Source organism: Pseudonocardia acidicola, from assembly GCF_012911935.1.
GTDB classification, from domain to species: domain Bacteria; phylum Actinomycetota; class Actinomycetes; order Mycobacteriales; family Pseudonocardiaceae; genus Pseudonocardia; species Pseudonocardia acidicola.
On record NZ_JAAXLA010000022.1, the window covers coordinates 1 to 22,317 of the forward strand.

Consider the following 22,317-nt stretch of genomic DNA (forward strand, 5'->3'; position numbering starts at 1 on the left):
CCTCCCACACGCCCTGGTACTCATGCAGCCCTCCCCGGCCCCGACCGCCGACGGGAGTCCGCCCACGCAGCCACCCGACTGAGACGTCGTCTCACTCGCCCCGCTCACACGCCATCTCGTGTCGCAGCGCGGCGAGGATCCGCTCGGTGCTGCCACCGGCGCCGAACAGCCGTCGCACGTTGTTCCGCTGCCGGGGCCGCAGGGGGTCCGGGTTCCCGCCGAGGAACTTCTCGGCCAGCCTGCACGCCTCGTCGACGGTGTGCACGGTGTGTACGCCGGTGACGACCTGTTCGCCGATGGCGTTGAACGGCCGATGGCCATCACGCTCGAAGAAGATCACCGGTTTGCCGAAGAGCTGGTACTCCACCAGCATCGACAACCCGTCGGTCAGCATCATGTCCGAGGCGGCGAGCGTCGGGCCGTAGTCGGCCTCGGACAGCACCGCGGTGTTGGGCAGCTCGGCCCAGTCCTGCATCCAGGCGTCGAAGTCCGGGCGCCTGATCGAGCAGGCGTCCGAGTCAGGGAAGGGCAGCAGCGCCGGGTGCGGCATGAACACGAACTGGACATCGGTGCGCTGCCGGGCCCACGCGAGCATGCCGTCGCGCATGAGGTGGAAGGCGCCGAAATCCGTCCAGCCCCGGCCGATCGTGTGATGCGCGGACCAGACGACCCGGCCCGGCCTGGCCGCGTCGTCCGCCGCCGAGCCCAGCGGCCAGTCCGGCGTCGCCGCCAGCAGGTGATCGGCCTTGGGGTGGCCGACGACCCGGAACTGCGCTCCCCCGCGCGCGCCGTCCCGGACCGCGGTCTCGAGCATCATCTCGTTCGTGCAGAACACCAACCAGGCGCAGCGGTGGTAGTCGCTGTCGACGGCGGTGTTGAGCGTCCGCGCATCCGGGACGTTGACGACGATGTTCATCGTCTCGTAGGGGATCAGGCAGGTGCGGGCGAAGCCGAGCGCCTCGGTGCCCAACTCGTCCGGGACGTCGGCGTCCCACTGGGACTGCCGAAATATCACATCGGGTTCGATCGCCTTGATCAGTTGGAGGACGCCACGAGCGTCGCCGTCGGCGAACCGCAGGTGCGGCACGCCACGCTCGACCAGACCGCGATGCACGTCCTCCTCGCCGTAGAGGCCATCCGAGCCGCGGAACCGCCGCGGGATCGACGCGACGATCGGTTCGAAGTCGTCGCTGCCGGCCATCGCCGCGACGAGCGCGTGGCAGGAGTCCCACGCACCGAGGACGTGGACGAGGAACAGCACACGGGCCGGGCGACGCTGCAACGCGGTGCGGCGGGCCGCGAGATGAACGGAGTCCCGCAGCTCGGCGAGCGCCTGCTGAGACCCCCCGGCCGTCGCAAGCACCCGGTCGAGCCGGGACTGCACCGCGGTGACGTCGTCGCGGACGGCGCGCAGCTCGGCGTCGATCGCCGCGAGGTGCCGGTCGAGCGCCTCCAACCGGTGCGGCAGCTCCCGCGCCCGACGCAGCAGGGCGCGCGCCCGGCACATCCTGTCGCGGACGAAATCGGTCCGCTTCCGTTCGCCCACGATCCCCCCAGGTTCGTCGCAGCGTCCGACCGTCGGCCACACCACGCGCATCGGTGACCGTCCCGTGCTGCAGGTTCGGCGAGGTGCACCACCGTCACCACGCCCGTAGAGGGTGAACAGCGGGAACACGCAGCGCGGCGTCCCGATGGCGGCCGGACAACCCTCACGTAGCTCAGGTTACGGTCGGTCAAGGTCCGGACACCCAGCGGGTATGCCAGACCGGGCATTACCGGACAATCAACCATGTATCGACCGGATCAGCGCCGGACCGGTCATGCTCGCCGAGCTGACCGACGATCAGCTCGATGCCCTGTGCTCAGCCGACCGGTACGCCGAGCGGCCCGACGACCGGCCGGATCTCGACGAGCTCCGCGCGGATCTGGACCCGGCAACGCTCGCGCGGCGAGCCGCACAACCGTCAGCTGGTCGGCGAAGGTGTCGACGGTGGCGACCGGCCCGGCTGCAGCCGCATAGCGGCGCGGCAGCCGGGTACGCCTCCGCGACCCAATCGACGCACCATCCGGCGGCGACATGAGCACAGCAGCGAAAGCGACGAAACAGCCCACCGACGAGCCCGTCGGCGAGTTGGAGACGGTGCACACCTTCGACGACGGCCCGATGCCCACCGGGGTGAGCGTCTCGGCGACCGGGCGGATCTTCATCAACTACCCGAAGTGGGGCGACGACGTCCGCGCAACGGTCGTCGAGCTCCGCGACGGGACACCCGTCCCGTTCCCGGACGGGGCGTGGAACACGCCCTCCGGCGACGACGACGCCGGCGCCCTGGTCTCGGTGCAGAGCGTCGTCGTCGACCCGGCCGACCGGCTGTGGATCCTCGACACCGGCAGCCCGATGTTCCGGCCGACGAAGCCCGGCGGCCCGAAGATGGTCTGCGTCGACCTCACGACGGACACGGTGGCGCAGACGATCGTGTTCTCCCGGGACGTGGCCATCGAGACGACGTACCTCAACGACGTCCGGTTCGACCTGCGCAAGGGCGAGGCCGGGATCGGGTACATCACCGACTCGTCCAACAGCGGCCCGAACGGGCTCATCGTGGTCGACCTCGCCACCGGCGAGGCGTGGCGACGGCTGCACGACCACCCGAGCACCAAGGCCGAGCTGCCGCCTGACTTCGTACCGATCGTGGAGGGCCGCGTCTTCATGGAACGCCCCCCGGACGGCCCGCCGAAACCGGTCCGGTTCGGTTCCGACGGCATCGCCATGGCGGCCGACGGCTCGCGCATCTACTACTGCGCGCTCTGCTCGCGGCGCTGGTACAGCGTGTCGGCCGGCGCGCTGGCCGACCGGTCGGTGCCCGACGAGGAGGTCGCGGCGACGGTCCTCGCCGAAGGCGACAAGGGCGGGTTGAGCGACGGCCTGGAGACCGACGATTCCGGCCGGATCTACCTCACCAACTGCGAGCACAACGCCATCATGCAGCGGCTGCCGGACGGCACGCTGGAGACCTTCGTGCACGACCCGCGGCTGCTCTGGCCGGACACCATGGCGGTCGCGGACGGGTACCTCTACGTGACCGCGAACCAGCTGCACCGACAGGCCACGTTCAACCGGGGCCAGGACCTGCGGCGCTACCCGTACTCGCTGTTCCGGGCGCCGATCGACGCCGGCAGGGTGCAGCTGCGCTGAGAACGCAGGGCTGCGCCGGCTACCGAGCGGACTGCGCCTGGCGGCGCGGGAGCACCCAGTCGGGCCGCACGAAGTGGCAGGTGTAGCCGGTGGGGTATTTCTGCAGGTAGTCCTGGTGCTCCTCCTCGGCCTCCCAGAACGGGCCGGCGGCAGTCACCTCGGTGACGACCTTGCCGGGCCACAGGCCCGAGGCCTCGACATCCGCGATGGTGTCCAGAGCAACCCGCTTCTGCTCCTCGCTCGTGTAGAAGATCGCCGAGCGGTAGCTCCGGCCCACGTCGTTGCCCTGACGATCCTTCGTCGACGGGTCGTGGATCTGGAAGAAGAACTCCAGCAACTCCCGGAACGAGATCACGTCGGGGTCGAAGACGATCTCGACGGCCTCCGCGTGATCGCCGTGATTACGGTACGTAGCGTTCGGGGTGTCGCCTCCGGAGTACCCGACCCGGGTCGAGATCACCCCCGGACGCCGCCGCAACAGCTCCTGTGCTCCCCAGAAACAACCTCCGGCGAGGATCGCCGTCTCAGTCGCCATCCTGCGCCTCCCTCAGGCTCGACACAGTCGGAACAACACTCCGATCCCGGCCGATGTTCCGACCTTCGCGGCCGCGGTGCAACGGGGATCCGCGGCGGTCCCCGAGTTGCCGGCCGGCCGCCTCGTCCGCGGCCGGCTCAGGCGTCAGGACCTCCGCGGCCTCGCGCGGCGGGAGCGGCGCCCCGTCACAGCAGTTGCCCTTCATGTGGCAATGCGGACACAGCCACCGCGTCGCAACCGGGTCGTACCGCAGCGAGCAGAAATCGCAGACGCTCACAGCGCCATCGTCGCACCGGACGAGCGCAGGACGGACGACACGCCCGGTGGCCGACGTCGTCATGTCCGGTCGGGATGGTCGTGGCCGGTGAACCGGCGTGGTGGCAGCGCTGGTGTCAGTTCGTCGAGGCTGCTGTCCAGGCGATGGCGTCGTCGAGGCCGTCATAGCCGAAGCTGCGCACCTCCGCGTGCACGAAGTGTTCCGCCACGCTCGGCACCAGGGCGGCAAGCCTGCCGTCGACCGCCAACGCGACCCTGTTGACCTTCCGGTGATGGTCGCGCACGAAACGAATGTGCCGGACGAGGCCGGCGATGTTCTCCCAGCCGTGGATGGCGCGGGCACGGATCACCACGCCCTGCAGCCGGGCATGGGTGTCGAGCCAGGAGTCGACCGTGAGCGCGAGGGCATCGAAGTCCGCGGCGCGCAACGGCTCGGCGATCTCGACCACCACGACCCCGGACTCGGGCACCAGCCGGTGGGTGACGCCGACACCTTCGGGCAGTGAACTGAGCCAGTCGACGGCCTTGTCCCGGTCCCGGTCGCTGAACACCCGCACGGGGCAGGGCATCAGGAAGCCGGCGAGCCGGGTCGCCTCGCGGATCCAGCCGATATCACTGACCACCGCGCAGCCGTCGAAGGACCGCAGCGCGCGTAGCCCGATCTCGACGTCCTCCCACACAGCGCCCGGGGTCATTCCTTGAAAATCGGGGCCTATCCGGCAGAGGCAGCGCAGGCGGCGGCCATCCCGTGCCGCGTCCTCGACCAGGGGCACGATGACCGCCTCATAGTCCTCCCGCGAGATCTTGCCGACGGCTCGCACCGCATCGATTCCCGGGGGGACGTCCTCGATTCTCTCAATCATGTCGGCGCTCCTTGTCCCTGGCCCCGTTCGAAAGGAATCGAATTCACCGGAACCATTTCACGCCCGGCCGGCCGGCCGCGATACGGCCGAGAGGCCCCAACCTGCTCTGCCGACGGCCCGGCCCGTCGGCCGGCCAATGGCTACCGGCACACCGGAACTGCAGTTCCGAGCATGTTTCGAGGGAGGCCGGCGCGGTGCGCCCGGTTCTGGCCGGCGGCGAGCCACGGATGCTCCTTTCTCATCGTCTATCGAGCGATCATGGGGCTACCGTGCCACGCCGTGATCGGGTCCCCGGGCGGGATGGACGCGGTCCGGCCTCGTGGCGTGACCGGTGCGGAGGGCCTTTTCGGTGCGTGGGAGTAGTGGCACCGGCCCACCGGTAGGCCCTGTTGCCGATGCCATCGACGAGGAGGAGTGCACATTGACGGCGATTGCAAAGAGCGGCCGGGTCCCGGGCACCCAGGATGCCGGCTGCGCTCGCGCCGGGGGAAGATCTGATCATGTTCGGGTGGCTACGAGCACTCTTCGGCGGAGCGATCGACGAGCACCCGGGACGCGACGTGGCAGGGCCGGGCAGCCGAGCGGATCGTGCCGCCGGCCGCTGACGGGGTCTCGACCGGCTACTGCGACCGTTCACCGCGGCGCTTGCGGTACAGGGCCCACCCGAGGAGTACCAGCGATATCGCGGCGACAACGCCGAACACCGTTGCCAACGGGATCGATCCGAACCGGATGAAGACCCACGTCACGAAGGCGCTGAGGATCACCGCGACGGCGGCGATCCGGGCATGTAGTCGAAGCGCCCGCTGTCCGTCGGGCGACGACTCATCGGAGCCGGGCCCACCGATGCCCGGAACCTCGCGCTCAACATCCTTCTGCGTCATGCGCCTGCTGTTCATGCCTTCGAGTACCCGGTGACCGCCTGACCGGCCCCGTCCACGCACATGTCGTGGCGCAGGTCACACTTCTCTCGCTGCCCACCACGAAGCCACGCGGATGCAGCTCAGCCGGCGGAACGCCCCGTTCCGTAGGTCCGGAAACCGGCGCGCCGCAACGGTTCCGGTGGCAGGTGGTTGCGGGTGTCGACGACGACGCGATGCCGCATCTGCTCACCGAGCCGTGCCCAGTCCAGCTCGCCGAATTGCGGCCACTCGGTGAGCACCACGAGCGCCGACGCGTCCTTGGCGGCGAGATACGCGTCGTCCACGACCCGGACGGGGCCGGCGGCCTGCGTACCGGCCGGAACACCGGGGTCGTGACCGGTCAGCTCCGCGCCGTCGGCGGCGAGCAGGTCGGCGACGGCGAGTGCCGGTGAGTCACGCAGGTCGTCGGTCCCGGCTTTGAAGGTCAGGCCGAGCAACCCGAGTCGGACGCCGTCGACCGGTCGTTCGGGCGAACAGGCCACCGCCGTACGCACGGCGCGCAGGACGCGGCCAGGCTGGGCCTCGTTGGTGTCGATGGTCGCGCGCAGCAGCGGGAAGTCGACGGCCACCGACTCCGCCGCCCGGAGCAGGGCCTGGGTGTCCTTGGGCAGGCACGATCCACCCCAACCCGGGCCGGGCCGCAGGAACTCGGCGCCGATGCGCGGATCATGGCGCATGCCCGCGGTGACGGCGTCGACGTCGCCCCCGGTGCATTCGCACAGCTCGGCCAGGGTGTTGACGTACGACAGTTTCATGGCCAGGAAACAGTTGCTGGCGTACTTCACCAACTCTGCGCTCACCGGATCGGTGAGGACGACGGGCGCTCCGAGCGGAGCGTAGAGCCCGGCCACCCGGCGGGCCGCCGCCGCGTCACCGGCCCCCACGACGACACGGTGCGGGGAGAGGAAGTCCTCGACCGTGTGGCCCTCCCGCAGGAACTCGGGATTGGTGACGACGTCGAGATCGGACCGGTCGAGAAGCCTGCCGACGTCGTCGGTGGTGCCCGGTGGGACGGTCGACTTGATCACCACGACGGTGCCGGACGACAGCGCGTCCCGGACCTCGTGCAGTACGCCGTAGATCTGGGACAGGTCCGCGGAGCCGTTCGCCCCGACCGGGGTCGGCACGCACACGAAGACGATGTCGGCGTCCGCGGTCGCGGCCCGGGCCCCGAGCACGAAGCGAAGCCGCCCCGCCTGCAGCCCCTCGGTGACGATCTCGGCGAGCCCGGGCTCGTACGACGACACCTCGGCCCGGTTCAGCCGCTCCACCTTGGACTCGTCGATGTCGGCGCACACCGCGGTGTGCCCCAGCCGGGCCAGACAGGCGGCCGTCGTCAATCCGACGTAACCGGCGCCGACCACCCCGATCCGGTGGGCACGCATGAGCTCTCGCCCCCTTCCGCGGCTCCCAACACCTCGCCGACCGCATCGATCACGTCGGCGACATCGATCTCCAGCAAGCCCGGGTCCGGGCGATCGGCGAAGGTGTCGCCCGTGCGTCCTCTCCACAACGCCCGATGCCGCGGGCGGTGCGGCGGCCCCCACAGCGCCGGGGACACCGGCCCGAACAGCACCACCGACGGCGTGCCGTACGCGGTGGCCAGGTGCGCGATGCCGGTGTCTCCGCAGATCACCAGCCGCGCGTCCGCCACGAGATCCGCGAGCCCGTCGAGGCCGGTGCGCCCCGCGAGCACCTCCGCCGACGACATCCCGGCGACCGCAGCGACCCGCCGCGCCAGCGGTCGCTCGACGGCCGAGCCGGCGACCACCACCCGGTGACCGCGCTGCACGAGGAAGCGTGCGACCGCGCCGTACCGCTCCGGCGGCCACTGCCGTGCTGCGTGGCTGGCGCCGGGATGGATGATCACCGGGCCGGCCACGGCCGGTGGGTCGTGCCGCCGCGGCAACGCCAGATCGTCCGGATCGGCCGGGATGCCCGCGTACGCCAACACGTCACACCACCGCCGTACCTCGTGCCGGTCGGCCTGCCACGGCGGACCGTCCACGGCCGGCCGGGCCGGGTGGGCGTGGGTCAGCAACTGCTCCGGCCGCACCCGGCGGAGCAGATCGATGCTCTCCGGGCCCCGGCCGTGCAGGTTCACCGCGAGCGAGGGCGGGGGCCCGTCCCACCGCAGCGGTTCCAGCCCCACGGTGTGCAGCAGCCGGTCCGCCGCGCCCATTCGGTGCACGATCGGAGCCAGGGCCCGCGGGGCCGCCAGCGTGATCTCGGCTTCGCCGAACGCGCGGCGCAGCGCGCGCAGGGCCGGCACCGTGGTCAGCAGGTCGCCCAGACCGAGCGCGCGCAGGACCAGGATGCGCGGAATCCCCCGGCCCGCGCCGGTCGCCCACGTCATGCGACGCCGCTCCTCGCGTCGGATCGGCCTGCGCGCAGCGCCGTGATCAGGCCGGTGGTCGAGTGCCGCTCCACCAGCGGGACGAGCACCACCCGGCCGCCGTGGCGCCGGACGACCTCGGCCTCGGGGAGCTCCCGGCCGGCGTAGTCCTCGCCCTTCACCCAGATGTCGGGACGCAGCCGTTCCAGCACAGCAACCGGGGAGCTCTCGGAGAACACCACGACCGCATCGACCATCTCCAGTGCTTCGAGCATGCCGACCCGATCGGCGGCGGTCATCACCGGTCGGCCGGGCCCCTTGAGACGCCGCACGGACTCGTCGGAGTTCACACAGACCACCAGCGCGTCGCCGAGCGCGCGGGCCCGCCGCAGCAGGCTGACGTGGCCCGGATGCAGCAGATCGAAGCAACCGCCGGTGGCCACGACGGTCCCGCCGGCGCGGCGCACCCGGTCGACGGCCGCGTATCCGGTGGCCGCGGCGACCGGCGGGGCGGCGCGGGGCGGCGCGGCGGGCTCGGCCAGCGCACCGGCGGCTCCCGCCGCCACGAACTCCGTGGCAGTGCGGACCGCTGCGGCCACGACATCGCGAAGGCCGCCGCCGCCGTCCATCAGGGCCGTCACCGCCGCGGTGGCGAAGGCGTCGCCGGCGCCACAGGAGTCGATCCGGCCGGAGGGCGCGATGCCGGCCGGCACGGGTACGCCGATCGATTCCGCCGCCGTGCTCAGCCAGGCGCCCCGCGAGCCCCTGGTCACCGCCACCCCCTGCACGGTCCACCGTTCCCGGAGGTGATCGGCGGCCACCCCGGGGTCGGCCGCGGGATGCGCGGCGAACAGCGCGGCCTCCTTCTCGTTGGGCGTCACCAGGGCCGAACCGGGAACAGGGGCGGCACCCCGGGGATGCGGATCCCACACGACGGGCACCCGGTCGGCGATCTCGGCAAGAGCTGTGCGCAGCTCACGGTGGGCGGCGACGCCCCGTCCGTAGTCGGCCACGAGCACAGCCGCGGACTCGTGGACCGCCTCGACCGCGCGCTGCGCATGGCCTGCCGGGACGGCGCGGCCCTCCCCCGAGTCGAGACGCAGCAGTGACTGGCCCGCCACGCGGACCCGGGTCTTGCACACCGTGCCGCCCTGCAACGGCAGGTCGACGAGGCTCACCGACCGACCCAGCAGGCCGGCCAACCGCTGGGCGTGCTCGTCGTCGCCGAGCGCGGTCACGAGCACGACGTCCGCGCCGGAGCGCGCGGCGAGCGCGGCGGCCAGCCCTGCCCCGCCGGGGCGGTATCGGCAGCGCTGCACGTCCACCACGGGCACGGGTGCATCCGGGCACAACCGCTCGGCGGTGCCCTCGACGTCGGTGTCGAGGAGCGTGTCGCCCAGCACGACCAGCCGGCGTCGGGTCACGCCAGCCCTCCGATCTCCGGTGAGCTGTCGATCGCGAGGCACAACGCGTGCACGAGCGCGAGGTGCGCCTCCTGCACGGTCGCCGCTGAGGGCGCCTCGACGGCGATCGCGTCGTCGCACAACGCCGCGAGCGCGTTCGGCGCGCGACCGGTGAGCGCCCAGGCCGTCATCTCGAGTTCCTGCGCGGTCTTGGCCGCGGCCAGCACGTTCTGGCTGCGCCCGCTCGTCGACAGGGCGATGAGCACGTCGCCGGCGCGGCCGTGCGCACGGACCTGGCGGGCGAACACCTCGTGCTCGCCGTAGTCGTTGACGATGGCCGTCACCGCGGACGTGTCCCCGTGCAGCGGGATCGCCGACAGCGGGCGGCGATCGTTCAGGAACCGCCCGGTGAGCTCGCCGGTGAGGTGCTGGGCCTCCGCCGCGCTGCCGCCGTTGCCGCAGGCCAGCAGCCGTCCTCCGGAGCCGAGCACCCGAGCGAGGTGGCGACCCCAGGCCTCCACCGTCGACCTGTGGGCGCAGAGACGGCCCGCGGCACGCTCCAGCGCGCGGAAATGATCGTCGATCATGTCACTGCTCCGCTCAACTCGGCGGGTCCGGGCAGCGGTCGTACGGCGACCTCCTGGTAGAGGGCCTCGGTCTGCTCCGCGATCCAGTCCCACCCGTAGCCGGCGCGCGCTCGACGTGCCCCCGCGCGCCCCATCTCGGCGCGAGCCGCGGGCGCGGCCAGCAGCTCCCGCAGCCGGGCCGCCAGCGCGTCGCTGCACCGCGCCGGCACGAAGCAGCCCGTCTCCCCCTCCACGACGGTGTCGAGATGTCCGCCCACCGCACTCACGACGACGGGTGTCCCGCAGGCCATCGCCTCCACCGGGACGATCCCGAACGGCTCGTACCACGGAACGCTGACCACGAGGTCGGCCGACCGGAACAGCGCGGGCACCTCGGATCGGGGAACCTGGCCGAGGAACCGGACGCGATCGGCTACTCCGCACCGCTGGGCGATCGTGCGCAGCCGGGCGACATCGGGATCGGCGTGCGCCTGCTCCCCGGGCGGTCCACCGGCGACGATCAGCTCGGCGTCCGGTACCTCGCGCAGCGCACGGATCACGGTCTGGACACCCTTGCGCTCGACCAGCCTGCCGATGCTGAGCAGCCGGGGCCGCGCGCCACGGCGGGCCCGCGGTCCCCGCGGCGTGAAGCGGCCCAGGTCGACCCCACACGGCACGACCGCGGCCCGCTCCGCGGACAGCCCCATCGCGCGGAGCTCGCCGACCTCGTCAGAGCATGTCGCGATCACCATCGCGACGTCGCCGGCCAGCTCGGCCTCCGCGCGGGTGCGCAACGGCGGGCTGGTGTCCTTCGCACCCTGGTACTTCCGCTTGACGTGGCCGAGGGCGTGGAAGGTCTGCAGGAGCGGCACCGGCTCGACAGCGGCACCGTGGCGAGCCGCGAGGCCGGACAACCAGAAGTGGGCATGCGCGACGTCCGGACGGCGCCGGGCCCACCGCCGCGCGAGGTGATCCCCGAACGCCGGCATGTAGGGCAGCAGATCGTCCTTGGGGACCGGCCGGGCCGGACCCGCAGGCACGTGCTCGACCGTGACTCCCGGCGCGGCCACGACCCTGTCGGGCAGGTCGGGCGCGTCCCGGCGGGTATGGACGACGACGTCGTGGCCCCGGCGACCGAGGGCGCGCGCCAGCTCGGCCACGTGCACGTTCTGGCCGCCCGCATCCACTCCCCCGATGGGCGCGAGCGGACTCGCGTGCTCGGAGATCATGTCGATCTTCATGTCGTCACCTCCTGGAGTAGGGAGTCCCACTCGCGCAGGAACCGCTGCAGTCCGTGTCGCTGCAGCGCGGCGGTGCGTCCCGCCGCCCCGATCTCGCGGGCCCGCGCGGGGTCGTGCAGCAGGTCGCGGACAGCCGCGGCGAGCACGTCGATCCGGGTCGACACGATCCCCGTGCCCTGGGGTATCGCCTCGAACGCCGCGGTGGCCCCCAGCGCCACCACGGGCAGTCCGAGCTGCATCGCCTCGATCAGCGACAGCCCCAGCGAGGTCCAGCGGAACGGGTGCAGGTACAGCCGCCGCTGCGCGAGCTCGGCGTGCATCCGGCTCTGCGGCAGGTCCTCGTGCACGCTCAGCCGGTCACCCGCCCCCGGGCCGAGCGTGGCCGGCAGGTCGGTGACGTGCATGCCGAACACGTCGGTGGGTGCACCTGCGCTGAGCCGGGGCAGGAGATCCGTGCCGGCGACCCGCCACCGCCGGACCGGTTCGTTGATCACCACGCCGACGCGGTCCAGCCGGCCCGTGTACCGGTGCCCCGGGTCGGGGATCCCGTGCTCCACGACCCGGACCGGGGCGCGGCCGTTGTCCCACATCAGCGCGTTGAAGTGGGTGACGTGCACGATCGGGACGTCGGTGCGGTCGGCGAGCGGGTGCCGGACGTCGGGCACCGCTCCGCGCGGGGTGTCGTGCTCGACGTAGACGGCGGGGACGTCACGGCCGGGGCGGCGACCCAGCCACTTCTCACACAACTCGAGCTCACGCTCGCGCTGCAGCACGATCGCGTCGAAGTCCTCGTCCCGCAGTTCGTCCGGGCTCATCTCCAGCGCGTTCGACGGCCACCGGAAGGTCTGCGCGCGCCCGCGTCCGTCGGCATCACGGGGCGGGGTCACCGGGACCACGTAGGTGTGGGGCCCCTGGACGAATGCGGTGCTCCAGGAACCGTGCACGTGCCAGCAGAGAATCCTCACGACCGCCACAACTTCCCCACCGCGGCGACCACGTCGTCGGCGGTGACGCCGGTCAGGCACGGGTGCCCGGGCACCGGGCAGCGGCGGGCGCGGGTGTCCCGGCACGGAGCGTCCTGCCGGCCCAGCATCACCGTCGGCACGCGGTAGGGCGCCCACCGCGCCGCCGGCACCACCGGTGCGAACAGCGACACGACCGGGGTGCCCACCGCGGCGGCCAGGTGTGCCGGCCCCGTGTTCGGCGCGACGACGACCCGCGCGCCGTCGAGGACGGCGGCGAGCTGAGCCAGATCGGTGCCGCCGCCGAGGTCGATCCCGACCTCGCCGGCCACCTGAGCGGTCAGCTGCTGCTCCCCGCGCGCGCCGGTCACGACGACCCGGTACCCCGCGGCCGCCAGCGCCTGCACCGCTTCCGCGCACCGCTGCGGCGGCCACTGCCGGGCGGGGACCGAGGCCCCGGGATGCAGCACGACGTAGTCGGGCTCGCCCACCAGGTCCGCCACGCAGGGCAGCGGCCGGCGCACCGCGAGCCGGCCGTCGTCGCCGCCGGACGGGGAGAAGCCGGCGGCGCGGGCCAGCGACAGCGCTCTCTCGGCTTCCGGCGGGTCCCCGGGGACACGGTGCCGCAGGTCCAGCAGCGACCCGGGATAGTCCTCGCTGATGGCGCCGATCCACGGCACCCCGGCCAGCCGCAGGACCAGCGCCAGCGGCAGCGGTGACTGGTGAAAGGAGGTGAACACGACCGCGACGTCGGGCTCGATCGCTTCGACGGCCTGCCGCAGGTGCTCGACGTGGGCGCGGGTCACCGGATCCGGTTCCGGGTCGATCCACGGCGCCCGCCACTCGACGACCTCGTCGACTCCGGGCAGCAGCGCGGCGGCCGAGCGACCGTGCGGTCCGGCGAGCATCACCACCGAGTCGGCGTGCGCGGCCACCGCCCGGACGGCGGGACCGGTCAGCAGGACGTCTCCGGCGTTGTCGAGCCGGGCGACGAGCACGGTGCGGGTCACGACCGGCCCTCGCCGGCGCCCCGCTTTCCCAGTGCGAGCCGGACCGCCTCGGTGATGTCGGCGGCGACCTCGGGGGCGGCGGCGATCTCGGCCGGCAGGGTCCGAGCCGTCGGGACGAGGATCCCGCGGGCTCCTGCTGCGGCGGCCGCTGCGACGTCGGCTCCGGTGTCACCGATGACCACGCATCCGGCCACCGGCACACCGAGGTCGGCGGCGGCCTTCTCGATCAGGCCCGGCGCCGGTTTGCGGCAGTCACAGCCTGTGTCCTCCCCGTGCACGCAGACCTGCCACGTGCCGAAAGGCCCGAGCAGCGCCTCGGTACGGGCGTTGACGGCCGCGAGCTGCTCGAGCGTGATGAGCCCTCGCGCGACACCCGACTGATTGCTGACCACCCCGACCGGCACGCCCAGATCGCGGAGCCGGCCCAGCACGGCCGCCGCTGCCGGAACGGGGCGCACGGCGTCGGGGTCGCCGTTGTAGGGAACGTCGTGGATCAGCGTGTCGTCCCGGTCGAACAGCACCGCGGCGGGCAGGCCGGCGTCCTCGGGCGGCGCGAGCCGGGGCCGCCGCCCGACACGCGAGTGCCGGAAGCGCCGTACCTCACGGTGGCGCCACTCCCCCCGGATCCGGTGCGCACAGGCCGCGGGCGGGATCGCGACACTGGTCACGAGCATGCGCCCCACCTCGGCGGCGGTACGCGGCCCGGGCAGGATCCGGTGCAGCGCGAACTCCGCGGTACAGCCGGCCCACAGGAACCCGGCCGCCGCAGCACCTCGCCGGTGCCCGCGCAATCCGAACAGCACCGCGGCCGTCGCCGCCGCGGTCGTCACCGTGTGCCGGCGCAACCGGCCGGGGCCCTCGCCGATCCGAGCCCGCCAGTCCGCGCCGTGGCGCTGGCGCATCAGCACGTCGTCGGCGTTGCCGCGCTGGGCGCGCACGCTCGCCAGGAACGCCGAGGCGGCCACCGGGTGTGTGGTGACGCGACGACCGTCGACCACCCGGTAGCCGGCCTCGATCACGCGCAGGGCCAGGTCGGCGTCCTCGCGGTAGGCCCGCGGGAAGCGCTCGTCGAAACCGTCCACCGCCTCCAGAGCCGAGCGCCGGTAGGCCATGTCCGCGGTGATCCACCGGGCGCCGGCCAGGCCCCCGGTGCCCCGCTCGGCATCGGTCGGACGCCGGTGCGCCGGGAGCGGGACCACGAGGCGCGCCTGGCTGGCGGCCACTCCCGGCGGCAGGCAGGCCAGGTCGTCGGTCAGCCGCGCCGGCCAGTCCGGGCCGGGCACCACGTCGTCGTCGAGGAACGCGACCCATTCCGACGCGGTGGCACGCCAACCGGTGTTGCGGGCAGCGGCCGGACCGCGACCGCCGGACCGAAGGACCCGCAGCGGCCACGGCGCCTCCGGAAGGTCGAGAGGATCGGACGCCGTGCGCCGGTCGTCGACGACCACGACCTCCCGGGGCCGCGGTCCGGTCGCGTGTCCCAGGGCGTCCAGCAGGACCTGCAGGTTCGGCCGGCCGACCGTCGGCACGACCACGCTGTAGTCCGCACTCAGATCGAGTCCGGTGCTCATCCGGCCACTCCCGATCGGCGGACCACGCAGCCGCCGATGGCGAGCACGTCGACCGGAGCGGAACCGAAGCACTCCAGGGCGTCCCGCGGATCGTCGACCATCGGCCGGCCCGCTGTGTTCAGGCTCGTGTTGATGACGACGGGGAGTCCGGTACGCGCCTCGAAACCGGAGAGCATCCGCGCGAGCAGTGGGTCGGCATCGGGTTCCACCGTCTGGATGCGCGCGGTCCCGTCGACGTGCACGACGGCGGGGATCCGGTCCCGCCACCGCGGGTGCACGTCGTGGACGAAGAGCATGTACGGGCTGGGCAGCGGGCCGCGGGAGAACACCTCGGCCGCGCGATCGGCGAGCACCATCGGGGCGACGGGCCGGAACTGCTCGCGGCCCTTGACGTCGTTGAGCCGGGCCAGGTTGGCCTGCCGGCCCGGATGGGCGAGCAGGGAGCGCCGCCCGAGGGCCCGCGGCCCGTACTCGCTGCGTCCCTGGAACCAGGCGACCACCTGGTCGGCGGCCAACGCCTCGGCGACCGTCGCGGCCACATCCGGCGGGCGCTCGTAGCGGATCTTCGCCGTGTCGAGCCGGGCTGTGATCGCCTCATCGGTCCAGCCGCGGCCCAGATCCGCGCCGGGCATCGGCGCGGCCGGCTCGCCCATCTCGGCCGCCACGTGCAGCGCCGCACCCAGCGCGGTGCCGGCATCGCCTGCCGCGGGTTGCACCCAGACCTCGCAGAACGGCCCCTCGGCGGCGACGCGGGTGTTCGCCACGCAGTTGAGCGCGACGCCGCCGGCCATCACCAGCCGGTCCTGGCCGGTACGGCGGTGCAGCCATCCGGCCAGGTCCAGCAGCACCTCCTCCACCCGCAGCTGCACGGCGGCGGCCAGGTCGGCGTGCTCGGGGAGCACCTCGCCGTCGCCGGCGCGAGGCTTGGCCATCGCCCCCCAATCGAGAGGATCGATGGTGAAACCACCGTCACCGGTGGTGCGGACCAGGCGGCGCAGCAGCCCGACCTGGCGCGGCTCACCGTACGAGGCCAGTGCCATGACCTTGTACTCATCACTGGAACGCAGGAAACCCAGGTGCGCGGTGAGTTCCTCGTACATCAGGCCGAGCGAGTGCGGCAGGCGTTGCCCGGCCAGCACCGTCAGGCTGTGGTCGCGGTAGCTGCCCGCCAGGTGCGAGGTCGCCTCGCCGCGGCCGTCGGCCACGAGCACCGCGGAGTCGGTGAAAGGAGCTGCAAGACCGGCCGACGCCGCGTGGGCGACGTGGTGCGGGACGAACCGGACGATGCCGGGATCCAGCCCCGGCAAGGCGGTGGCGAGGAAGTACGGAGCACGCCGGGCGTATGTCGTCCGCAGGTCCTCCCACCGCTCGTCGAGACCCTGCTGTCCCGGCTCGACCAGCCCGGGATCGTAGGAGTACGCGACGGCGTCGAGGTCGGACGCCGGGATGCCGGCCTCCTCCAGGCACCACTGCGCCGCGCGTTCGGGCAGTTCCCACGTCGAGAACGGAACGGGCCGCTTGCCGTGCTTGCGCCGGGAGAACCGTTCCTCCTCCGCGGCCGCGACGATCCGACCATCCGCCACCAGTGCGGCGGCCGGGTCGTGAAACACCGCATTGATGCCAAGGACGTACATGTCACCCCCGGACCCTTACGGATTGCGAGTGGGTGGTGGTTGCATTCAGTCGTTCACCCTCCGCAGTCGGATTCAGGCACAAAAAGCCACGAGGCCCTTTCACGGAATTAGCGGGCGAACCACTCGATCGTGCGCTTCAACCCGTCGTCGACACTGACCAACGGCTCCCAGTTCAGCGCCCGCCGGGCGACGGAGATGTCGGGACAACGCCGCTTCGGGTCCTCCTCCATGGCGGCCACGAAGCGAATCTCCGATATGGACGCGACCAGCTCACGGATGCGCTCGGCGATGTCGAGGACCGAATACTCCTCGGGGTTGCCGATGTTCACCGGCCCCGGATGGTCGTCGGCGGCCAGCGCGAGCAACCCCCGGACCGTGTCGTCCACGTAACAGGGCGAACGGGTCTGGCTGCCGTCCCCGGTCACCGTCAGCGGACGTCCGCGCAGCGCCTGGCAGATGAAGGCCGGGATCATGCGTCCGTCGTCGGGGCGCATCCGGGGTCCGAAGGTGTTGAAGATGCGGGCGATCCCGGTGCGCAGTCCGTGCTCGCGGCGATGGGCGGCGGTCAGCGCCTCGGCGTAGCGTTTGGACTCGTCGTAGACGCTGCGCGGTCCGATCGGGTTGACGTTTCCCCAGTACGCCTCGGACTGCGGATGCTGCAGTGGGTCGCCGTAGACCTCGCTCGTGGATGCCAGGACGAAACGGGCGTTCTTCTCCCGCGCGAGCGCGAGGGCGCACAACGTACCCAGCCCGCCGGCCTTCAGGGTCTCGATCGGCCACCGCAGGTAGTGCACCGGCGATGCCGGGCAGGCGAGGTGCACGACCAGGTCCACCGATCCCGGCACGGACAGCGCCGCCGAGACGTCGGCACAGACGAACTCAAAACGCCGATCGTGGTACAGGTCGGAGATGTTGGCCGTATCTCCGGTGAGGAGATTGTCGACGCAGACGACGGCTGTTCTGCCGGCGACAAGGACCTCGCACAGGTGAGAGCCGAGAAAGCCCGCGCCACCGGTGACCACTGCGCGCCCGAAGCCGGTGTCCATGTTCGCCGCCTCCCCTCCGAATCTCCACGTAGGACTGCCGTCGAAATGGTTCCCGTACCCCCGGAATTGCAAACACGCGCGTCAACCGGCGCCCCCGGGGTAGCACTGCGATGGGCCGAACGCCCGAGCGAGAAGGAGAACCGGCAGTGGGGTGTGAATGCGCATTGATCGTCGGCTGGCCGAGCTTCCGAGACGGCGAAGCCACCGCGGGTGACGTGCTGAGCATGCGCGTCGTCGAGTCGGCGCTGCGCGCGGCGGGGGTCGCGACGGAGTCGGCCTGGAGCCCGGTGTTCCGGCCGGGTGCGCTCGCGCTCGAGGACGCCGACCCGGCGAGGTACAGCCACCTGGTGTTCGTCTGCGGGCCCGCCCACGGCCGCCAGGTCCGGGCGCTGCACGAACGGTTCGCGCGGTGCCGCCGCATCGCCGTCGGCGTGTCGGTCATCGACACCCAGGACGCCGCATTCACCGGTTTCCACCGGGTCATCCCCCGTGACGACCCGCACGGCAGCCGGGCCCGTGACCTGTCGGCGGCCGCCGACACCGCCGAGGTTCCCGTGGTCGGAGTGATCCTCGCCCCGGGGCAGCGGGAGTACGGAGCGCGCCGGCGACACGACGCGGTGCACGACCGGGTCCTCCGGTGGCTGGGCGTCCAGGACTGCGCCCGCGTTCCACTCGACACCCGGCTGGACTCCCGGGACTGGCGGTCGTGCGCGACCGCCGACCAGTTCAGCTCCCTGCTGCGCCGGCTGGACGTCGTGGTCACCTCGCGCCTGCACGGCCTCGTGCTCGCCCTCCGCCAAGGGGTCCCGGCTCTCGCCCTCGATCCGGTGGCCGGGGGCGGGAAGGTGCACGCCCAGGCCGCGGCGTGGGACTGGCCCGCGGTCCTGACGGCCGAGGCCGTGCTCACGCCCGGATCCGCGCTCGATGACGCCTGGCACTGGTGCCGCTCCGCCGAGGCGCACGACCGCGCGCGGCACATCGCCGACGCGACGCAGCTGGAGCAGCCGCTGCTCACCGAGCTGATGCGCGTGTTGCGCCCGGCCGCGACGACGGCCGCGCCGTGACCGGGCCACGGACCGCGGTGGTGATCGCGACCCGCAACCGGGCCGACGAGCTGCTCCGGACGTTGCAGCGGCTCGAGACCTCCGCGGACGGTACGCCGATCATCGTGGTCGACAACGCGTCCACGGACGGGACCCCGGAGCGGGTGCGGCGGGGCCACCCGGCCGTCACCGTCGTCGGTCTCGGCCGCAATCTCGGCGCCGCGGCGCGCAATCTGGGTGCACGCCGGGCACGGACCCCCTACATCGCCTTCAACGACGACGACTCGTGGTGGGCCGAGGGCTCGCTGGCGGCTGCCGAGACCGCGTTCGACCGGCATCCGCGGCTCGGGCTGCTCACCGCCCGAACGCTCGTGGGCCCGCAGCAGCGGCCCGATCCGGTCACCCCGTTCCTGGCGCACAGCCCGCTGGGGCAGGAACCCGACCTTCCGGGCCCGTCGGTGCTCGGCTTCCTGGCGTGTTCGGCCGTCGTGCGCCGGGAGGCGTTCCTGCAGGTCGGCGGGTTCAGCCCGGTGCTGTTCTTCGTCGGTGAGGAGCGGCTGCTGGCGTGGGACCTGGCTGCCGCGGGGTGGGCGCTGTGCTACGTCGAGGACCTGGTCGTGCACCACCACCCGTCACCGCACCGCGGGCCCGCGAACCGCCGACGCCGGGCAGAACTGCGCAACCTGCTGCTGACGGCGTGGATGCGCCGGGATGCGCGAACCGGGCTGGCCGCCACGGCGGCACTCGCCCGGGACGCGTTGCGCGACCCCACCGCACGGGGGGCACTGGCCGAGGCACTGGTGCGCTCACCCGCCGCGCTGTGCGCCCGCCGTGCGCTCCCCCGGGCGGTCGAACAGCAGGTGCGGCTACTGGAGGAGGCCCACCGGTGAACGGCGCGCGTGCCACCGTCGTAATGATCACCTGGAACCGCCGGCGAGAGGTGCTGAGCACGCTCGACCACATGGCCGCGTTGCCCGACGCCGCCCCGATCATCGTGGTGGACAACGGGTCGGCCGACGGCACGGCCGATGCGATCGCTCGACGGCACCCAGGGGTGACGCTGATCCGCAGCCCGCGCAATCTCGGTGCGGTGGCGCGCAACATCGCGACGGAGCGCATCGCCACGCCGTACGTCGCCTTCTGCGACGACGACACCCGCTGGGAGCCGGGCGCCCTGACCCGGGCAGCCGACCTGCTCGATGCCCATCCCGGGCTCGCCAGCATCACCGGCCGCTGCCTGGTCGAGCCGGACCTGCGCGAAGACCCGATCACGCCGGAGCTGCGCGACTCCCCCGTGCCCGGCCCCGCGTGGCTGCCCGGCCCGGCGCTGCTCGGCATCATGGCGGGCCTGACCATGCTGCGGGCCGACGCGTTCTGCCAGGTCGGCGGTTTCTCCCCACGGTTGTGGCTCGGCGGCGAGGAGGAACTGCTCGCCCTCGATCTCGCCGCGCACGGCTGGTGGATGTGCTGGTCGCCGGACGTGGTGATCCGGCACGCGCCGTCTCCCGCACGGGACCCGCGACAGCGCCGCCGGCACGGGATCCGCAACACGCTCTGGACCGCCTGGCTGCGCCGCCCCGTGACGGGTGCGGTGATGCACACGTTCGACGTCCTGTCCGGGGCGCCCAAGGACGCGGCCACGGCCGGCGCCCTCGCCGAGGCGCTCAGGGGACTGCCGTGGGTGCTGCGCGAACGTCGCGTCGTTCCCGCCGAGGTGGAACGCGGGCTGCGCCTCCTGGCCGCGCCCCGGCGGGCGGGCCGGGCGCGGCGCTACGTGGGATGACCGCGCCGGACGAGATCCGGCGCGGTCGCGTGGGGCAGAACCGGTAACCCGGTCTCACGGCCAGGACGGTTCGGTGGCCGGGCAGACCACCAACTCCCGGACCTCACATCCGCGGGGTCGGGTGAGCGCGAACAGCACCGCGTCCGCGACGTCTGCCGGATCGTTGAGCTGAGCGTCCGGGCCGGGCTTGTACTGCTCGGTGCGGCCGTCGAAGAACGCCGTGTTCATCCCCCCGGGGATGAGTGTGGTGAGCCCGACCTCCCCCGCGAGCTCGACCGCCAGCGCCCGGCTCAACCCGATGACCCCGAACTTGGACGCGCAGTAGGCGCTCGCATCGGACAGCGCCCTCAGCCCCAGCGTGGAGGCCACCGTGACGATCCGTCCGCGGCTCTCACGCAGGTGGGGCAGGGCCGCGCGGATCACCGCGGCGGTGCCGAGCAGGTTGACCCGGATGACGCGGTCCCACTCCTCGGCGGGCACGTCGGCCAGCCGGCCGCAGCTGTCGGTACCGGCCGCGGCGACGACGGCGTCGAGCCCGCCGGCACGGGCGGCGAGCTCGGCGACGGCCCGCTCGGCGGTACGGGTATCGGCGAGATCGACGACCGCGGTGGGTGCGTCGGCGAGCCCGGCCTCCCGGGGCGTCGCAGCGGCCCTGACACGGGGATCCACACGGTCGACGAGCAGGGGGCGCCCGCCCGCACCGGCGACGGCGACGGCGACGGCCCGGCCGAGGCCCGACGCCGCACCGGTGACGAGCACGGTGCCCACCGGGTGCCGCGGGTCCGGCGCGGGACGCGCCGCCGATTCGACGTCGCTGCTGCCGGCACGTTCGGTCAGGGTCGAGGACATGACGCCTCCTGGAGCGGCTCGTGATGTGGCTGGGGTTCGCGTTGGTTCATGTGCCTCGTGCTGACACACCTGTTCTGTCGCCGCGCGCCGCGGGTTTGAAACCCGCGGCGCACGCCGGACACCGGGTCAGCGACGTCCCCGCCCCGGCCGCCGCTTGACATCGCCACGCCATGGGAGGTCTGAGCGGTGAACTCGCGCGCAAGCCGTCGGACCGCGCTGCTCGCAGGCTTCGCGGAACTCGCGCAGACCGCCGATATCGGGCCGATTGCGGACGTCGGCCACCGGATCTCTGACCGAGAGCATGTCGCCGCAGGGTCAGGCCGCCGACGCCGACCCGGCCATTGCCTGCAACGCGGCGTACGTGCCGTTGAAGACGTTCTGGGCGCCGGTCAGAGGGCCCGTGCTGGCGTACTGCCAGAACGTGTAGCGGGTCCACGCGTAGGGCAGTTGACCCACGGCCGGTGCGTACCGGGCCACCCACAGCGCGTCGGTGCCACTGAAGTCGGCGCGATCGCCGGTGCACAGGCTCCACCACTTGGTCGAGGTGTAGATGGTCGGCCATCGGCCGGTCCGGGCGTGCACCGTGTCGGCGAAGTCCTTCACCCACTGCACCATCGCGGCCTTGCTGAGCCCGTAGCAGGCGGCGCCGTAGGGGTTGTACTCCATGTCCACGACCGGGGGCAGCGTCGCGCCGTCGGCGGCGCCGCCGCCGCCGTTGGCGACGAAGAAGCCGGCCTGGACGGCCCCACCGGATCGGTTGGGAAGAGCGAAGTGGTATGCGCTGCGAAGCAGGCCCGCGTTGGCCGCACCGGTGTACTGCTGGGTGAAGTACGGGTTGCGGAAGGTGGTGCCCTCGGTGGCTTTGATGAAGGTGAACCGGGCTCCGCTGCGGTACGCGCCGGCCCAGTTGACGACGCCCTGGTGACCGCTGACGTCCATACCCCGGACAGTGCTCCGCGCCGGTGACGCCATCGCTGCGTAACGCACCGTCGCGGTGCCGGCTTCGTACTTCGCGATCTGCGACCCGGCGGTGTGATCGTCTGTTGATCGGAACGTCACACCGTCGGCGGTGGGAGCCGCG

The 22,317-nt window shown here is 72.7% G+C and carries 21 protein-coding genes; 5 read left to right on the forward strand and 16 right to left on the reverse strand.

All coding sequences use genetic code 11. The annotated features are described in order from the left end of the window. Nucleotides 1–91 precede the first annotated feature (91 nt). On the reverse strand, nt 92–1,546 hold the full coding sequence (locus HF526_RS13760) for a hypothetical protein (protein ID WP_169381815.1): 1,455 nt from the start codon (nt 1,544–1,546) through the stop codon (nt 92–94). A 274-nt stretch (nt 1,547–1,820) separates the two neighbouring features. On the opposite strand from HF526_RS13760, the gene HF526_RS13765 reads away from it, so the two are divergent. Beyond that, nucleotides 1,821–2,081, forward strand: a complete 261-nt coding sequence (locus HF526_RS13765) for a hypothetical protein (protein ID WP_169381816.1) — start codon at nt 1,821–1,823, stop codon at nt 2,079–2,081. Then, a complete protein-coding gene (locus HF526_RS13770) occupies nt 2,078–3,196 on the forward strand; it encodes an L-dopachrome tautomerase-related protein (protein WP_169381817.1) in 1,119 nt (372 codons plus the stop codon). The genes HF526_RS13765 and HF526_RS13770 overlap by 4 nt, the downstream gene beginning before the upstream one ends. Nucleotides 3,197–3,215: 19 nt before the next feature. On the opposite strand, the gene msrA is transcribed toward HF526_RS13770, so the two are convergent. The 13 genes from msrA to HF526_RS13835 all read right to left on the reverse strand — a co-directional run bounded on the left by msrA (nt 3,216) and on the right by HF526_RS13835 (nt 17,561). Beyond that, the gene (gene msrA / locus HF526_RS13775; protein ID WP_169381818.1) at nt 3,216–3,731 is read right to left on the reverse strand and encodes a peptide-methionine (S)-S-oxide reductase MsrA; all 516 of its coding nucleotides are present in this window, start codon (nt 3,729–3,731) and stop codon (nt 3,216–3,218) included. A gap of 392 nt (nt 3,732–4,123) precedes the next feature. Further along, on the reverse strand, nt 4,124–4,828 hold the full coding sequence (locus HF526_RS13780) for a SpoIIAA family protein (RefSeq protein WP_338051465.1): 705 nt from the start codon (nt 4,826–4,828) through the stop codon (nt 4,124–4,126). Nucleotides 4,829–5,490: 662 nt separating this feature from the next. Beyond that, nucleotides 5,491–5,769, reverse strand: coding sequence for a hypothetical protein (locus HF526_RS13785; RefSeq protein WP_211177188.1), 279 nt, complete (start codon nt 5,767–5,769; stop codon nt 5,491–5,493). A 104-nt stretch (nt 5,770–5,873) separates the two neighbouring features. After that, entirely contained in the window at nt 5,874–7,178 is a 1,305-nt protein-coding gene (locus HF526_RS13790) for a UDP-glucose dehydrogenase family protein (protein ID WP_169381821.1), read from the reverse strand. Then, entirely contained in the window at nt 7,130–8,149 is a 1,020-nt protein-coding gene (locus HF526_RS13795) for a glycosyltransferase family 9 protein (protein ID WP_169381822.1), read from the reverse strand. Before HF526_RS13795 ends, HF526_RS13790 begins: the two co-directional genes overlap by 49 nt. Continuing rightward, complete coding sequence (locus tag HF526_RS13800) at nt 8,146–9,552, reverse strand: PfkB family carbohydrate kinase (RefSeq protein WP_169381823.1); 1,407 nt, start codon at nt 9,550–9,552, stop codon at nt 8,146–8,148. The genes HF526_RS13795 and HF526_RS13800 overlap by 4 nt, the downstream gene beginning before the upstream one ends. Beyond that, nucleotides 9,549–10,118 (reverse strand): D-sedoheptulose-7-phosphate isomerase, encoded by a 570-nt coding sequence (locus tag HF526_RS13805; protein ID WP_169381824.1) that lies wholly within the window; start codon nt 10,116–10,118, stop codon nt 9,549–9,551. Before HF526_RS13805 ends, HF526_RS13800 begins: the two co-directional genes overlap by 4 nt. Continuing rightward, nucleotides 10,115–11,338: a glycosyltransferase gene (locus HF526_RS13810; RefSeq protein ID WP_169381825.1), complete on the reverse strand. Its 1,224-nt coding sequence runs from the start codon at nt 11,336–11,338 to the stop codon at nt 10,115–10,117. Before HF526_RS13810 ends, HF526_RS13805 begins: the two co-directional genes overlap by 4 nt. Then, a complete protein-coding gene (locus tag HF526_RS13815) occupies nt 11,335–12,303 on the reverse strand; it encodes a glycosyltransferase (protein WP_169381826.1) in 969 nt (322 codons plus the stop codon). The genes HF526_RS13810 and HF526_RS13815 overlap by 4 nt, the downstream gene beginning before the upstream one ends. Further along, the gene (locus HF526_RS13820) at nt 12,300–13,310 is read right to left on the reverse strand and encodes a glycosyltransferase family 9 protein (protein WP_169381827.1); all 1,011 of its coding nucleotides are present in this window, start codon (nt 13,308–13,310) and stop codon (nt 12,300–12,302) included. Before HF526_RS13820 ends, HF526_RS13815 begins: the two co-directional genes overlap by 4 nt. After that, nucleotides 13,307–14,881, reverse strand: a complete 1,575-nt coding sequence (locus tag HF526_RS13825) for an HAD-IIIA family hydrolase (protein WP_169381828.1) — start codon at nt 14,879–14,881, stop codon at nt 13,307–13,309. Before HF526_RS13825 ends, HF526_RS13820 begins: the two co-directional genes overlap by 4 nt. Then, on the reverse strand, nt 14,878–16,515 hold the full coding sequence (locus tag HF526_RS13830) for a carbamoyltransferase family protein (RefSeq protein ID WP_169381829.1): 1,638 nt from the start codon (nt 16,513–16,515) through the stop codon (nt 14,878–14,880). Before HF526_RS13830 ends, HF526_RS13825 begins: the two co-directional genes overlap by 4 nt. A gap of 107 nt (nt 16,516–16,622) precedes the next feature. Further along, complete coding sequence (locus tag HF526_RS13835; protein WP_169381830.1) at nt 16,623–17,561, reverse strand: UDP-glucuronic acid decarboxylase family protein; 939 nt, start codon at nt 17,559–17,561, stop codon at nt 16,623–16,625. A 224-nt stretch (nt 17,562–17,785) separates the two neighbouring features. Between HF526_RS13835 and HF526_RS13840 the strand changes: the two genes are divergently transcribed. From HF526_RS13840 to HF526_RS13850, 3 genes are read left to right on the forward strand one after another with little or no spacing between them, the layout of a single operon-like run. Then, a complete protein-coding gene (locus HF526_RS13840; RefSeq protein ID WP_211177197.1) occupies nt 17,786–18,625 on the forward strand; it encodes a polysaccharide pyruvyl transferase family protein in 840 nt (279 codons plus the stop codon). After that, nucleotides 18,622–19,494: a glycosyltransferase gene (locus tag HF526_RS13845; protein WP_169381832.1), complete on the forward strand. Its 873-nt coding sequence runs from the start codon at nt 18,622–18,624 to the stop codon at nt 19,492–19,494. Before HF526_RS13840 ends, HF526_RS13845 begins: the two co-directional genes overlap by 4 nt. Nucleotides 19,495–19,517: 23 nt before the next feature. Beyond that, nucleotides 19,518–20,387, forward strand: a complete 870-nt coding sequence (locus HF526_RS13850) for a glycosyltransferase family 2 protein (protein ID WP_169381887.1) — start codon at nt 19,518–19,520, stop codon at nt 20,385–20,387. A 54-nt stretch (nt 20,388–20,441) separates the two neighbouring features. Here the strand turns inward: HF526_RS13850 and HF526_RS13855 are convergent, their stop codons facing one another. Both HF526_RS13855 and HF526_RS13860 read right to left on the reverse strand, forming a co-directional pair. Next, a complete protein-coding gene (locus HF526_RS13855) occupies nt 20,442–21,236 on the reverse strand; it encodes an SDR family oxidoreductase (protein ID WP_169381833.1) in 795 nt (264 codons plus the stop codon). A 315-nt stretch (nt 21,237–21,551) separates the two neighbouring features. Beyond that, nucleotides 21,552–22,175: a GH25 family lysozyme gene (locus HF526_RS13860; protein WP_338051466.1), complete on the reverse strand. Its 624-nt coding sequence runs from the start codon at nt 22,173–22,175 to the stop codon at nt 21,552–21,554. Nucleotides 22,176–22,317 lie beyond the last annotated feature (142 nt).